Below are 12707 nucleotides of genomic sequence, written 5' to 3' on the forward strand. Positions count from 1 at the left end.
GTCACGATCTCAGACCTGCTTTATCATAGTTAACAGGATTACTTAGAAATAAACGCTATACCCCCACTATATACATTTTCATTCTTCGTGGTGGCTGATAAGTCATGGGGGTTTTGAACAACCTCTATACATAGAAAGATTGGTATCGGATCAATTACCATCCTTTTGCATGTGCTCCTGTCACAGGAAATGCTCTCAATGAATAGAATAGCAGTGTGAAGGAGGAATAAAAATGAATCAACCACATCCTAAGTCCAATCATATGTATGATTTATGTAAAAAACATATGCATACTTATGTATTAGCAGAAACAGTGGATGGTAATAAAGTTGACGGCATTATCACGGGTGTAGATGAGCAATATGTTTATTTAGCTGTGCCAAATACAGGATATCAATTCGAAGGACATGGAGTATCTCGTGGCGGACCAGCCTATGGACCTGGATTTGGTTACCCAGGATACGGATATGGCTACCCTGGCTATGGCCATCCTTCAAGGTTTAACCGTCTTGTTTTGCCATTGACTGCTTTGGTCGGCCTAAGTGCACTTCCTTGGTATTAAGGTTGTTCAAAAAGTCACCAATGATAAGTAACATCTGCTTGCCCACGACGGGCTTCCTTGGCTTTTTATCATTTGGAAACTTTTTAATCCCGTACGATTAGCGAAACTGTAAAATAACGAAACCCTTGCCTTTTCCTAAAAAGGCAAGGGTTCTCACTATCACTATCTTGTTTAACTGGTTATTCATTTTGGCTTTCTTTTAAAACGCCTTCACCTAGTAATAAAACAGCAATAGTAAATATTCCAGTGAGGGCAAGTACCTGACTTATGGAAAATGTTCCTCCACCCATGTTACTTATTACATACGAAATCATAAAGCTAAGTAAAAAAGTCCAAAAAATAGTTATTAGTAGACGCACGTCATTTTCACCTCATTTGATTCACATTCTTTATATAGTTTACCAAATGCATTCGGAAAAATAAATAGAAATTAATCTTTAAATGGTTTTAGGGTTTTAGACCCCCACCTCTAAGCGAAGCGTAGGTGGGAATTTCCAATCAGGTGGAGTCGAGACTCCATCTGATTCACCGATGTTTCAGCTTGCTGAAACGAGTTCGCTGTTACTGTTTTTTGGAATGAAAGAACTATAGAGTTGAGAATAAAAAGAAAGGGAAAGTGAAATAGAATGAAGACAAGAAGGAGGAGAAATGGAATGACCTATTTGGTTACAAATTGCTTTGATTGGGTAGGATTTCATATAGTGAATCGACTATTACACGACGGAAATGAGGTAATAGGAATAGATAAAATGGATACAGAGAAAAAAGAAAATCTTGCATTATTTATAGGTAGAAACAGTGCCTTCAGACATGAAGAAGAGATAGGAAATAATGTGAACGATGAAATGACAGCTATTTATCATATCTCAGACCAAATAGAACGGTCGAAAGAACTAGCGAGCATTTCTGCGCGTAACAATATTAATATAAAATTCTCCAAGAAAAGCAAACCTTTTCATAATGATTGGACCACGATTGTTTGTCCGATCCTTTGTGGGGAATGGATGGAACGTGATGATGAGGGATTCTATTGGGGAGATGAATACATTCGGTTTGACTCTCGTCGTTTTGACGATGAAGTTATTTATATTGATGATTTCATTTCATGGCTTTTTCAACTAGAGAACAGCAATATTAAAGCTAGAGAAATTCGCCTTCATTCCAATCAAATGACTGGAAATGGAACAGATCGAGCAAGCGATTTGTATTTATGTCAACGAAAATCACCTGATCGATGTAAAAGATTACTCCATGAACACTATCGGAATTTTAGAAATCTTTACAATGTAACAAACATGTAAAAACAAAATACATTTACGAAAACGAGCTTAAACGGTAGAATAGTACTAGAACTTAGCTTAGTACGTTCGAATAGGAGTTGCGCATATTGAGAATTAAAAACCATCTTTTTCGAGTGCTCATCCTCATATTCTTCCTTTTACCTGTTTTAACTGCCTGTGGCTCAGACGGAGAAATACAGAAGGTTGGAATGCTGGTGGAAAACACGATCCAGGATCAAACCTGGGGCAATAAAGGATATAGAGGTTTATTACAAATAAAAGAAGAATTTAATACCGATGTTTACTTTAAAGAAGGGGTTACAACACAACAAGAGGTAAATCGAGCGGTAAATGAGTTTGTAAACAAAGGCGTTAATTTAATTTATGGCCATAGTAGCTCATACGGCAAATATTTTGTTGAAATAAATGAAAATTATCCAGATGTACAGTTCGTTTATTTTAATGGTGGATATTATGATGATAATGTTACGAGTTTAAATTTTAATGCACTGGCAATGGGTTTTTTTGGTGGAATGGTCGCTGGGGAAATGACGGAGACAAATCACATTGGCTTAATTGGTTCCTTCGGCTGGCAGCCTGAGATCGAAGGCTTTTTTGAAGGGGTTAAATATAAAAATCAGGATGCACAAGTACATATGAATTATGTGAATAGCTGGGATGATACGGAAAGAGCGATGAAAATCTATCAAGAGATGAAAAGGAAAAATGTTGATGTTGTGTATCCTGCAGGTAATTCTTTCAGCGTTCCAATCATTAATCAAGCAATTGCCGACGGATTATATGCGATTGGTTATGTTTCGGATCAATCCAGCTTGAGTGAAGAAACGGTTTTGACAAGTACAGTACAACAAGTAGAGCAATTATATTTACTTTCTGCAAAAAAATTTGATGCTGGAGAATTAGAGGGAAAAGTATTGACTTTTGACTTTCAAGACGATGTTATTTCGATGGGAGACTACAGCCCTGAAGTACCAAACACATTAACAAAAGAAGTAGAAATGGCAATAAATACATATATTGAAACTGGACTATTACCGAATGAAAAAGAGCAGAAAAGGACTGGTAACTAAAGTGTATCAGCCCTTTTTGTTTGCAAGATAAGTGCAAGGGTGCACCTAAGGCCTGCCGTCACCTTGTTTTTTTTGTAGACCAATAAACCTCAGACTATTTTTTAAACTTCTTCATAAAACCCACGATTTCTTTCATATACGGTGACAGTTGATGGTACGTTTCCATTACTGTCTGTGCAGATCCTAAAAGGTCAAATGATTCCTGGTTTTTATCGTTTTTTAGAGGGGGTTGTTTTTGCATTGGTGGACCATACATATAGGGGTGGCGTCCATTCTTAGGATGTTTATTATGTGGATAACGCACTGCATTTCACCTCCTTTTTAATTAGTTTATGATACTCATTGCAAATGGGAGAAGGCAGCTATCATATAAAAGTGAAATTAAAATCCACCTGCTTGATAAAAAGAACAGGATACATTAAAATTAGTACCAAGTCATAATAATTGATAATAAGGGTATAAATTAAGTTAACATAGGGGTGTATATAAATGGTTGCAGGCATAATTGGAACAGGGCACTATGTCCCTGAAAAAGTCTTGACTAATTTTGATCTAGAAAAATTAGTGGATACAAACGATGAATGGATCAGAACAAGGACAGGGATTGAAGAAAGACGTATTGCGGATGATTCTATGGATACATCTGATTTGGCGTACGCAGCTGCGATCAATGCCTTAGAAGACGCAGAATTAACAGGGAAGGATATAGACATGATAATGGTAGCTACCGTTACACCAGATACTCCTTTTCCTTCTGTTGCTTGTATGCTTCAAGAACGACTTGGTGCTAACAAAGTTGCTGCAATGGATCTTAGTGCAGCATGTTCAGGATTTATGTACGGAATCATTACTGCCAAACAATATGTCGAATCAAACACGTACAAAAATATTTTGGTTGTTGGTGTTGAAAAGCTGTCGAAAATAACAGATTGGACAGATCGAAATACATGTGTATTGTTCGGTGATGGTGCTGGGGCAGCTGTTGTAAGCACAGTGAGTGAAGGAAAAGGAATTCTATCCTTTGAACTCGGCTCAGATGGAAGTGGCGGCAAATATTTATATCAGGACAAGGACTATTTAAGCATGAACGGTCGAGAAGTGTTTAAATTTGCAGTGCGGCAAATGCCAGAGTCTTCTGTAAATGTGGTTGAGAAAGCTGGATTCAAAAAGGATGATGTTGACTACTTGATTCCCCATCAAGCGAACATCAGAATTATGGACGCAGCAAGACAAAAATTAGAAATTCCAGAAGATAAAATGGCAACATCTGTTAAGAAGTACGGCAATACATCTTCAGCCTCTATACCAATTGCTTTGTCGGAAGAAGTAAAAAGCGGTAAAATAAAAGATAATGATTTGTTAGTACTTGTTGGATTTGGTGGGGGACTTACCTGGGGTGCAGTTGCAATGCGTTGGGGAAAGTAACGCCTCCAATAATGAAGACTGTGGAAAATGATAATGCAATCAATTAACGTAAAGAATGGGAGGAGTTGTAATCATGCAAAAAAAGCGCGTGGTTATTACTGGCTTAGGAGTAGTAACGCCTCTTGGTAACGAAGTAGAACGAATGTGGGATAATCTCATAAATGGAAAATCTGGTATTGATTTTGTAACAAAAGTAAATAAAGATGATTTTCCAGCGAAAGTTGCTGCAGAAGTAAAAGACTGGGATCCTACTGCTTACATGGAAAAAAAAGATGCCAGAAAAATGGATCCATTTACGCAATATGCCGTTGCTGCATCAAGGCAAGCGGTTGAAGACGCAAACCTTACGATCACCGAAGAAATTGCCGACCGAGTTGGTGTTTGGATTGGATCCGGTATCGGTGGAATGGGGACACACGAGGAACAGTTTGAAAAGTTTTTGGAAAAAGGATACAAACGAGTAAGTCCTTTCTACGTTCCGATGATGATTCCAGACATGGCAGCTGGACAGGTGTCGATTCAATTAGGTGCAAAAGGCATTAATTCATGTACTGTAACAGCATGTGCCTCGGGCGCAAATTCAATTGGAGATGCTTTTAAAGTGATTGAACGCGGTGATGCGGAAATCATGATCACCGGTGGAACAGAAGCCCCAATAACAAGAATGTCTTTTGCTGGATTTTCTTCGGCAAAAGCATTGTCCTTTAATGACAATCCTGCAACAGCCAGCCGCCCTTTTGATAAGAATCGTGATGGTTTTGTAATGGGGGAAGGAGCAGGAATTCTAATTTTAGAAACATTGGAATCAGCTCAAAAACGTGGTGCAAAAATTTATGCTGAAATTGTAGGGTATGGTTCATCAGGGGATGCGCATCATATCACGGCTCCAGCTCCAGAAGGAAATGGCGCTGTCAGAGCAATGCGACAGGCCATTCAAGATTCTGGACTTGCTGAAACAGAAATTGATTATATCAATGCCCATGGTACAAGCACTGACTTAAATGACAAGTTTGAAACAACCGCTATTAAAACGGTATTTGGTGATTATGCCAATAAGCTAGCCGTATCATCTACCAAGTCAATGATCGGTCACTTACTTGGTGCAGCAGGTGCAGTAGAAGCAGTTATTTCAGTAAAAACGATTCAAAATAACATCGTACCTCCAACGATCAATTATGAAACGGAGGACCCAGAATGTGATTTGGATTATGTGCCAAATAAAGCTAGAGAGCAGCAAGTTCGTGCAGTATTAAGTAATTCACTAGGCTTCGGAGGTCATAACGCCACCCTAATCTTTAAACAATACAACGACTAAACAAACAGCAAGGCTTCCTATTTTCATGATGGGGAGTCTTTTTCTTGCCTATAAGTGCGAGTTAACTTCTATCTTTACATATTCTTAAATAAGATAGACATGTTTACTAGATTAGAACATATAAATCATAGTAGACAAATTGGACAGGCAGGGTGAGATAAAATGGGACTTGTGCTACTTTTTTTAGTTGGATTTGGACTAGCCATCTCAGGTGGTGTCACGATGATCACATATTTAAACTTTTTACCTGCTGGTTTTTCCTGGATCGACTATTTCGTATTTATACAAGGCAGAATAGAGTGCTACTTTTTTCCAATTGGAATTATTTTTATGATGATTGCTTACTCAAAATATCCGAATGATACCTGTTAATTATTACTATGAAAGAATAAAATTCCCGATAATGGCCATAATGTATCGTAAAGAATCATTAAACAAAGCGGGGGTTCAGCATGTTATATTTACACGATGTATGGGTTAATTGGTTCGAAGGGGAAGAAAATAGTTACAATGTTTGTCCATTTCATGAGTGGAGAAAAGAAGACGGCATTGAATTGTTGGATCAAGTACCACTTTTGTACATAAGTGATGTGTTATATGAATACATCGAAAATGATCTTCAAGATTTGCCTAAATCATTGTTGGAGAGCATCTACCAACGAGGTTTTTTAAGGAAAAATCAAGAACGAATTACACTGGACTATGCTTGTGTTATCACAAATGGCATTTCGGTTCTTGCTATTGATACAATGGGCTATAGTTTACCGATCCGTAAGAGTAGATTGATCCCTAGACAAGAACGCCTTGTTTTCGAAATGATTGAAGGAACGGAACCGCAAGAATTTGTATTTCCAACAAATCAAGAATCAAAAGAGTATCATATATTATCCTTACCACCTGATTCAATGCTTGGTTTAACGAGAAAAGAAAGACAGTTAAAACAGCTATTAATGATGGCACTTGATCAGTTGGAAGGAACAAAAAATTTAGAAGAAATGCGTTATTGGCTTACTGAATGGGACCCAGATAACTATGCGATGATTCGCAAGATGGATTTTTATGAAGCGTGGCAATCTCTTTATCAAGGGGTTTCAGATGGATGGAGTCAAGCTCATGAGGAGCTATGTGGGAAAATAATAAAAGGCCAACCATTTTTCGAAAAAATGTGGGAAATCGAGCAACAGCCTGTCCAACAAAATGTGTATAAGCGCATGCTTTAAGTGCATGTTCAAAAAGTCGCCGCTTATCATTTGGTAACTTTCTGAAATCCTCTATAAAGGAAACAAAAAAGGTGATTCCATTTGCGTGAATCACCTTTTATACTCTCTACTATTTCTTCTTTTTAACTCTGCCTAGTCCCATTGCTTTTTTTGCCTTAGCAAGCATTTTGGAGGCGACTTGATCTGCTTTTTCTGCACCTTGGTCAAGCATATCATCTAGTTCCTTCGATTCGATGAGGTCATAGTAACGAGCTTGAATTGGCTGTAATATTGAAATAACAGCCTTTGCTGTATCTTGTTTGAATTCCCCATACCCTTTATCTGCATATTTTTCTTCTAATGTTTCGATCGACTCGTTCGTACAGCTCGCGTAAATGGTTAATAAATTAGAAATACCTGGCTTATTTTCCTTGTCGTATTTGACAATCCCTTCAGAATCGGTGACAGCACTTTTGATCTTTTTCTCAATTTGTTTTTCATCATCTAGCATGGATATGTAGCTTTTTTGGTTCTCTGCAGACTTACTCATTTTTTTCGTAGGCTCCTGAAGCGACATAATCCGGGCACCGACCTTGGGAACACTTATTTCTGGTATGGTAAAAATATCATTATATTTTCTGTTGAATCGCTCGGCAACATTTCGTGTTAATTCCAAATGCTGTTTTTGATCATCCCCAACAGGTACAATGTCTGTCTTATATAAAAGTATATCACTAGCCATAAGCGGGGGATACGTCAATAACGCAGCAGATACGGCCTCTTTCCCATCTGATTTATCTTTAAACTGTGTCATTCGTTCTAATTCCCCGATGTAGCTAATCGACTGCATCATCCAGCCTAGCTGTGTATGTGCAGGGACTTCGGATTGAATAAACAAGGTGGATTTGTTTGGATCAATGCCAGAAGCTACATATAATGCTGCTAACGATCGAATGTTTTCCCGCAATTTAAGGCGATCCTGTGGAACCGTAATCGCATGTTCATCAACGATACAAAAGTAACAATTGTTTTCTTCTTGAAGGTCGACAAAATGTTTCATTGCACCAAGATAATTGCCAATCGTAAGTGTCCCACTAGGCTGAATGCCTGAAAATATTGTTTTCATTTTTTACACCTCGTTCAAATTTTTTTCTTCCTATTTGTTAAAGCAGACATTTTGAACACACACTTGTATTGGATTCTAAAAAAACAGAAGACACAAAAAAGCCCATTCTCCCGTCAAAAAAGGGACGAATGAACCGCGGTGCCACCCTTATTATCTTACCATTATTGATAAGATCACTTCGCCAATTATATAGCTCCCAAGTCCAATTCCAATTCACCATGGTGCTTGTTTTCACCAACCACAAGCTCTCTATTATTACCAGAGGGTAATCGTACTACGCCTTTTTCATTGCTAATGATATTGATTTTTTTAAATATTATATATTTCATTCTTCTAAAGTGCAAGTGGAATTTTCGAGATTTAGGGGTTTGCAATGTTATATATTCTTATATACTTGACCTCTATTATCGATTCTTACAACATAAATATATAATTCATCGTCAAAAACTTTATAAACGATCCTTATATTTCTGACACGTTTTCTAGCTAAATCTTTATTTTTTAATGCTTTTGTATTACTAGTTGTATACGGTTTTTCCTGAATTTCTAAAATGGCACTTCTCAATCTCTTTTGAGTATTTTTATCTTGCTTTTCAACAAATTTCATTTCATAGCTTGTTTAGAAAATGTAATATCAAACATTATTCTTTTAACAAATCCTTAAATACTTCTTCAAAAGAGTAAGTTTCGCTGTTTTTTAAATCGTCCATTGGCTTGATCAATTTCTGCAAGTTCATCTTCTGTTAATTTCTCATCATCTTCATCTAATAGATCAATGAACAATTCATACGCCTTTGGTAACTTTTCGTTTGGAATACTGTCAATGAGTTTGTGTAACATATCTTTGTTAATTTCTAATGCTTCCACCAAATCACCTCATTTGCTTTCCGTAATTATAACATATTTCTTTTGTGTATTAAACTCTATTCAAATACCATAAATATACATGGCGGGGACTTTTTATTAGATGGTGAAGTGGAACATAAAAACATAGCTACTGAAGAAATGGGAACGATGTTGTTATACGCCAAATAAAACTTGAAAATAGCTAAACAAAAAAAGTGGGTTAAAATCACCTGCTTTTCATTGTAAATTCTATAATAATGTACCCAAGATTATCTTCCTTAATTGTAAAGCTATGTGGATTCGTGAGATATGAGCCGTGGTGCCACCCTTATTATCTTACCATTATTGATGAGATCACTTCGCCAATTATATCGCTCCCAAGTCCAATTCACCATGGTGCATGTTTACACCAACCACAAGCTCTCTGTTATTACCAGAGGGCAATCGTACTACGCCTTTTTCATTGCTACTAATATTGATTTTTTCTCATTATATATAGCCAACTTCCGAAATTAAAGTGAAACACATAATCTTATCTTTGAACAAAGATAACTCCAAAAGAAATGTAAGCGTGTAATAAAAATTAGGACTAAATTGGCCACATAGCCATGATGCCATAATTAATAAAAAAAAGACGAATCATACTTGTTCTTTCGTGTGTAAATCATGGTAAAATAAAACTAACACATTTGGAGGAGGTACTGAAATGCATAAATATCTTAATGAATCAATTTCAGCAGATGAGTACTTTCAAATTCGCGAAAACAGTGAAGCTTTACTAGAATATATTGACGGATTTGTTTACATGTCACCATCACCATCGACGAAGCATCAACGTATTTCCAGAAAGCTACAAATTAAATTTGGAAATTTACTTGAAGGGAATCCTTGTGAGTTATTTTCTGCACCATATGACATTGAACTGAAAAATGATAAAATAGATGGAACAAAAATCATCATTCCAGACATTAGCATCATTTGTGATAAAAGTGGTTTTACAGATGCTAGGTATGTTGGCGTTCCCAACCTGATTGTTGAAATTCTAAGTCCTTCCAACCAGTCTCATGATTTGATTACCAAGCTAAATCTTTATATGAACTACGGTGTCAAGGAGTATTGGATTGTCAATCCGATGCTGAATTCTATAACGGTATATGCGCTAAACGATGAAAAAATGTATGAACAACATGATATGAAAACGGAGACAGGAGAAATCACATCTAAATTTCTGAATGGTTTTCGCATTGATCTGACGAGTATTTTTGCAAATTGATGCTACTCATAAAGTTTTCATTTTAACGTACTTCCGAAAGAAGTCTCCCCCTTACCGTTGGGCTACGCCCTTTACACGCTTGAAGAGGGAGACTTCTTTCGGAAGTACGTTAAATATTATTCAGGTATTATTACTTTTTCTTACAATGCTCATCCAAAATAATAAAATAGTATGCTTTTATTTTTAACCAGCCTAATCCCTTTGTACTTTATGAACAGTTCGAGTAGGTAAGCTCCATCCAAATTGGTGTGATATAACACGTAATATTAGGATAACGCCAAAAAGGGTGTATAGCTGATAGGACTCTACGGCCCACCCCATACCTATTATAAATCCAGCGATTATCGCCCATAAAAGGTATACATCTTGGCGAAATACAATTGGTTTTTGTTGTGTTAATACATCACGAATGATTCCTCCACCTGCACCAGTTATGCCAGCTGAAAACAAAATAGCCAGGATTGGTAAATCGATTGATTTTGCATACATCGCTCCTTGAACAGCAAATGCAGACAAGCCAATTGCATCAAAGACACTCCACTTTCTAAGAAGGCGAACTGCATTATTTGGCAAAACAATTACAATTGTAATGGTGAAAAGCGCAATAATAAAAAGGGTGGTTTGCTGCCACAATTCTATGATAGGGATACCTATAAAAAGGTTTCTGACCGCCCCTCCACCAAACGCAGTAATTAACCCTAAAACATAAGTGCCAATAACATCGTATTTTACTTTCATGGCAATGATTGCACCACTCATCGCAAAGGCAACGGTTCCAATCACGTTCAAGACGTCCCAAACCATAAAAATCCCCCTAACCATTAAGTATACAAAAAAGATAGGAAATCCCTTTTCCCTGTCCTTGTACCTGAGAGTTTTACCTAATGTTAGAAGGTGTACCCCTTGGGTGGCGTGAAGCACTCTCCAGAGAATCGTAGCCTACTATAGTCTTTTTACCTGAGAGATTCATCTTTCTTTGAAGATTTGCCCCTTCGGTGACGTATATCTACGTTCTCTCCCACAGCAGTCATTTAAAATATTCAATTTTATAACAATACAGTAGGGGATGATAGCTTGACTTGTCAATAAGAATTTACGTGTTTGTTAAATCCCTTTTGGGAATAAGGTAAGATAGGCAGCAGATGAAAAGTATACCATGGGTTGTGGCTAAATAAGTGGTGTAGACGATAATAATACATGGTAAAATAACAATTAAGAAGAAAAGAAAAGGAGTAATGAGATGAATCAATACCGTAATGATTCTGTTTCAGTTGAAGAGTATTTTCGAATACGAGAAAACTCTGATACGTTACTAGAATATATTGATGGATTTGTATACATGTCGCCTTCACCATCTACAATACATCAACGTATATCCAGAAATCTGGAGATGAATTTTTTGAATTTTCTTGTAGCTAAACCATGCGAGTTATTTCATGCACCATATGACATTGAATTAAAAATTGAAAAAATGGAAGGAACAAAAGTTGTCATTCCCGACATCAGTATTATCTGTGATAAAAGTGGGTTTACTGATGCTAGATATGTTGGGGTTCCTAGTCTAATCGTTGAAATTTTAAGCCCTTCCAATCAGTCTCATGATTTGATTACGAAACTAAATCTTTATATGAATTACGGTGTCAAAGAGTATTGGATTGTTAATCCGATGCTGTGTGCAGTAACGGTATATGCCCTCAATGATGAAAATATGTATGAACAACACGACATGCAAATAAATACAGGTGAAATTACATCTAAATTGCTTAATGGTTTTCGGGTTGATTTAGCGTATCTTTTTAATAATTAACTGCTGTTGTTTGTAGTGCGTGTTCAAATTTGTTTTTTCACTTTAACAAATCAATGTTGGATTTAGCTCTTTCATATCACCACTTGTTATTAGGTTACGGCCGCAGAACTCTTATTTCACGTAATAAAAAATCAATAAAGCAAACATACAAACAAATAGAGAAGCACCTTGAAAAAAGAATGTTGTGATAAAGTTTGCGTTTATTTTTTCAGAGGGGAGAGGTTTTTCTTCTAATTGATCTAAGTAATCTTTGTTTTTGGATACATTTCTGCGGAATCTTCGGAACCCAAATGTAACTCCATCAAAAAATCGTCCTTTTATAACAAATAACATTAACGATGTTATGAAATAAAAACTAGCAAAGTAGAACATGATATTTATGAAGTTGATCAATTGTAATTTCGTCGCTGTTAGAAAAAATAAGACAATGATGAAGAAGTTGACGCATAGAAAATACCATTTGTTTTTAAATAATATCAATGGAGCCACAACCTTTATATTTATGTCCTTTATAATATAGCATGTTCTATTATACCAATTCATCATACGAATCATCTATTTTAGTAATTATGTGGTATTGAACTACCCACCACTTACAAAAGAAAGTTCGCTTTTGTTGAAGTGGGGGATTCTAGTTAAATAGACATACACGGTTAATGTTGTGTATGACCGTATCCCGTTCAACTAGGATACGGTTTTTCCACTTTTCAGCTTGGACAAACTTTTTTGCTCTAAATCTGTGAGAGCACCTAAAGCAAAGATCTCGTTTGTGGTACGAAACTT

The 12707-nt window shown here is 36.5% G+C and carries 16 protein-coding genes, 1 riboswitch and 1 other annotated feature; of the genes, 9 read left to right on the forward strand and 7 right to left on the reverse strand.

The features are described 5' to 3' along the window. Positions 1-232 precede the first annotated feature (232 nt). Complete coding sequence (locus NC797_RS17535; protein WP_272438111.1) at positions 233-562, forward strand: hypothetical protein; 330 nt, start codon at positions 233-235, stop codon at positions 560-562. Between the two features lie 179 nt (positions 563-741). Here the strand turns inward: NC797_RS17535 and NC797_RS17540 are convergent, their stop codons facing one another. Further along, positions 742-921 (reverse strand): YjzD family protein, encoded by a 180-nt coding sequence (locus tag NC797_RS17540; protein ID WP_272438112.1) that lies wholly within the window; start codon positions 919-921, stop codon positions 742-744. Between the two features lie 294 nt (positions 922-1215). Between NC797_RS17540 and NC797_RS17545 the strand changes: the two genes are divergently transcribed. Continuing rightward, entirely contained in the window at positions 1216-1863 is a 648-nt protein-coding gene (locus NC797_RS17545) for a hypothetical protein (RefSeq protein ID WP_272438113.1), read from the forward strand. Positions 1864-1949: 86 nt separating this feature from the next. Then, positions 1950-2933 carry a BMP family ABC transporter substrate-binding protein gene (locus NC797_RS17550; protein ID WP_272438114.1) on the forward strand — a complete coding sequence of 328 codons (984 nt, stop codon included), beginning with the start codon at positions 1950-1952 and terminating at the stop codon, positions 2931-2933. 94 nt (positions 2934-3027) lie between these two features. Here the strand turns inward: NC797_RS17550 and NC797_RS17555 are convergent, their stop codons facing one another. Continuing rightward, positions 3028-3237, reverse strand: coding sequence for a hypothetical protein (locus NC797_RS17555; RefSeq protein WP_272438115.1), 210 nt, complete (start codon positions 3235-3237; stop codon positions 3028-3030). Between the two features lie 185 nt (positions 3238-3422). Here NC797_RS17555 and NC797_RS17560 point away from each other — a divergent pair, with 185 nt between their 5' ends. From NC797_RS17560 to NC797_RS17575, 4 genes are all read left to right on the forward strand, one after another. Further along, a complete protein-coding gene (locus NC797_RS17560) occupies positions 3423-4358 on the forward strand; it encodes a beta-ketoacyl-ACP synthase III (RefSeq protein WP_272438116.1) in 936 nt (311 codons plus the stop codon). A 73-nt stretch (positions 4359-4431) separates the two neighbouring features. Continuing rightward, a complete protein-coding gene (gene fabF, locus NC797_RS17565) occupies positions 4432-5673 on the forward strand; it encodes a beta-ketoacyl-ACP synthase II (RefSeq protein ID WP_272438117.1) in 1242 nt (413 codons plus the stop codon). 162 nt (positions 5674-5835) lie between these two features. Continuing rightward, complete coding sequence (locus NC797_RS17570) at positions 5836-6045, forward strand: hypothetical protein (protein ID WP_272438118.1); 210 nt, start codon at positions 5836-5838, stop codon at positions 6043-6045. An 80-nt stretch (positions 6046-6125) separates the two neighbouring features. Next, the gene (locus NC797_RS17575) at positions 6126-6893 is read left to right on the forward strand and encodes a YjbA family protein (protein WP_272438119.1); all 768 of its coding nucleotides are present in this window, start codon (positions 6126-6128) and stop codon (positions 6891-6893) included. A 109-nt stretch (positions 6894-7002) separates the two neighbouring features. Here the strand turns inward: NC797_RS17575 and trpS are convergent, their stop codons facing one another. The 3 genes from trpS to NC797_RS17590 all read right to left on the reverse strand — a co-directional run bounded on the left by trpS (position 7003) and on the right by NC797_RS17590 (position 8865). Beyond that, the gene (gene trpS / locus NC797_RS17580; RefSeq protein ID WP_272438120.1) at positions 7003-7998 is read right to left on the reverse strand and encodes a tryptophan--tRNA ligase; all 996 of its coding nucleotides are present in this window, start codon (positions 7996-7998) and stop codon (positions 7003-7005) included. A gap of 117 nt (positions 7999-8115) precedes the next feature. After that, positions 8116-8296 (reverse strand) — a binding site (T-box leader). Positions 8297-8374: 78 nt separating this feature from the next. Continuing rightward, positions 8375-8605 (reverse strand): type II toxin-antitoxin system RelE family toxin, encoded by a 231-nt coding sequence (locus NC797_RS17585; protein WP_272438121.1) that lies wholly within the window; start codon positions 8603-8605, stop codon positions 8375-8377. Between the two features lie 65 nt (positions 8606-8670). After that, complete coding sequence (locus NC797_RS17590) at positions 8671-8865, reverse strand: hypothetical protein (protein WP_272438122.1); 195 nt, start codon at positions 8863-8865, stop codon at positions 8671-8673. A 685-nt stretch (positions 8866-9550) separates the two neighbouring features. Here NC797_RS17590 and NC797_RS17595 point away from each other — a divergent pair. Beyond that, the gene (locus NC797_RS17595) at positions 9551-10117 is read left to right on the forward strand and encodes a Uma2 family endonuclease (RefSeq protein ID WP_272438123.1); all 567 of its coding nucleotides are present in this window, start codon (positions 9551-9553) and stop codon (positions 10115-10117) included. A 192-nt stretch (positions 10118-10309) separates the two neighbouring features. On the opposite strand, the gene NC797_RS17600 is transcribed toward NC797_RS17595, so the two are convergent. Further along, the gene (locus NC797_RS17600) at positions 10310-10921 is read right to left on the reverse strand and encodes a trimeric intracellular cation channel family protein (RefSeq protein WP_272438124.1); all 612 of its coding nucleotides are present in this window, start codon (positions 10919-10921) and stop codon (positions 10310-10312) included. 131 nt (positions 10922-11052) lie between these two features. Beyond that, positions 11053-11148: riboswitch (glycine riboswitch) on the reverse strand. A 209-nt stretch (positions 11149-11357) separates the two neighbouring features. Here NC797_RS17600 and NC797_RS17605 point away from each other — a divergent pair. Next, positions 11358-11924: a Uma2 family endonuclease gene (locus NC797_RS17605; protein WP_272438125.1), complete on the forward strand. Its 567-nt coding sequence runs from the start codon at positions 11358-11360 to the stop codon at positions 11922-11924. A 111-nt stretch (positions 11925-12035) separates the two neighbouring features. On the opposite strand, the gene NC797_RS18490 is transcribed toward NC797_RS17605, so the two are convergent. After that, a complete protein-coding gene (locus NC797_RS18490) occupies positions 12036-12479 on the reverse strand; it encodes a DUF3899 domain-containing protein (protein ID WP_417168728.1) in 444 nt (147 codons plus the stop codon). Positions 12480-12707 lie beyond the last annotated feature (228 nt).

Source organism: Terrihalobacillus insolitus, assembly GCF_028416575.1.
In the GTDB taxonomy this organism is placed as follows: domain Bacteria; phylum Bacillota; class Bacilli; order Bacillales; family Amphibacillaceae; genus Terrihalobacillus; species Terrihalobacillus insolitus.